Annotated in this window: 3 protein-coding genes; all 3 read right to left on the reverse strand. The window is 32.6% G+C overall.

Translation table 11 applies throughout. The features are described from left to right. The coding region (locus KBF89_07910; GenBank protein ID MBP9116250.1) for an NAD(P)-binding domain-containing protein at nt 1–651 on the reverse strand (651 nt) is incomplete at its 3' end. A 2-nt stretch (nt 652–653) separates the two neighbouring features. After that, nucleotides 654–1,298: a 1-acyl-sn-glycerol-3-phosphate acyltransferase gene (locus KBF89_07915; GenBank protein ID MBP9116251.1), complete on the reverse strand. Its 645-nt coding sequence runs from the start codon at nt 1,296–1,298 to the stop codon at nt 654–656. Nucleotides 1,299–1,417: 119 nt separating this feature from the next. Beyond that, on the reverse strand, nt 1,418–1,638 hold a 221-nt coding region (locus tag KBF89_07920; GenBank protein MBP9116252.1), incomplete at its 5' end, for a hypothetical protein.

Consider the following 1,638-nt stretch of genomic DNA (forward strand, 5'->3'; position numbering starts at 1 on the left):
TGCTAAACCCCTTGTAATAACTAGTGCCTTTGCATTATCCCCATACTCTGCTCCAGCGCCAATACCGACTGCAATAGCTATAACATTTTTTGCAATTCCAGATATCTCACAACCGATAATATCATCCGAGGTATAAACTCTAAATTTTTCTGATACCAATTTTTTCTGGATATTTTGTGCCAAAACTTTATTTTTCGATGCTACTACCGTAGCAGCAGGTTTATTCTCCATTATTTCAGCCGCCAAATTTGGTCCACTTATTACTGCTATATCATCATGAGTTTTATTTACTAATGCATCTAGAATTACTTCACTCATTCGTAGGTGAGTATCTTTTTCTAGACCTTTAGTCACAGATATAAAAGGAATTCTTGGGTCAAGAAATGAGAGCCCCAATAAAGATTCTCTAAAATGTGTTGATGGTACCGCAACTACAATAATTGATGCTTGATTTAATAAATTTATATTATTAGTAATTAATATTTTTTTATTTAATTTATGGCCAGGTAAATACTTTTGGTTCTCATTAGTTTTAATAATCTGGTCTGCTTGTTCACGATTCCTAACATATAAAATTACATCATTATTAATAGAAAATAACTTAGCCAAAGTTGTGCCCCAAGCTCCAGATCCTAATATACCTACAGCCATTATTAATCGCCTAACTTTTGTTTTGCTTTTAGTACTAGATCAGTCATTTTAATATACAAATCTTTACGTGCCTGTTCGATATCTTGATCTTTAGATACCTTAAACCCTTTAGAGACCACTATTGAATTCTTTGTTCTAAATCTAAACTTAACTCTAGATCCTTTTGTCCATATTTTATGTGCACCATATGTTCCTATAACAATTATCTCTACTCCAGATTTTTGAGCTAATCGTAAGGCACCAGACTTTAACGGTAACAGTTTTGTTAAATCTGAAATAGTCGCTTCTGGATATATACCGACACATTTGCCTTTTGCTAATGCTTCTTCTGCTAATAATAGCGAATCTTTTGACCTATCACTATCACGAGAAACAGGAATTTGTTGACAATGATTTAAAAACCATCTTAATATCAAATTTTCAAATAGTGAATCTTTTGCTAAAAATGAAACTTGCCGCTTACGTCTTTTTAGCAAATATGCCATATTTAGAGGATCTATAAAGGAAATATGGTTGCTAATAATGATGACTGGTTCTTGTGTCGGAATAAAGTGTTCACCTTCGATAATTTCTTTTACTAATACTTTATAGATAGGAAGTATTAGATATGAACAGATCGAATACATTATTGATTTTTTATTTTTCATACGACTTATGAATTTTAGTCTTAATATAATGTAAATTTTCGCTAATATGAAATATTTATAAAAATGGGCACAAAAAAAGAGTCAGACGAATCTGACTCATTTTGAAAACAAGGATATTACTATCTACGTTTTGCAGTTGCTCTTTTTTTAGTAGCAGTTTTACGTGCAGCTGGTTTACGAGCAGCAGTCTTTTTTGCTGGAGCTTTTTTAGCAGCAGCTTTCTTGGCTGGAGCTTTTTTAGCAGCAGCCTTTTTAGCTGGAGCTTTTTTAGCAACAGTTTTTTTCTTTGCTGGAGCTTTTTTAGCAACAGCCTTTTTAGCTGGAGCTTTTTTAGCAACAG

It is taken from the genome of Acidimicrobiia bacterium, assembly GCA_018057765.1.
Taxonomy (GTDB): domain Bacteria; phylum Actinomycetota; class Acidimicrobiia; order IMCC26256; family JAGPDB01; genus JAGPDB01.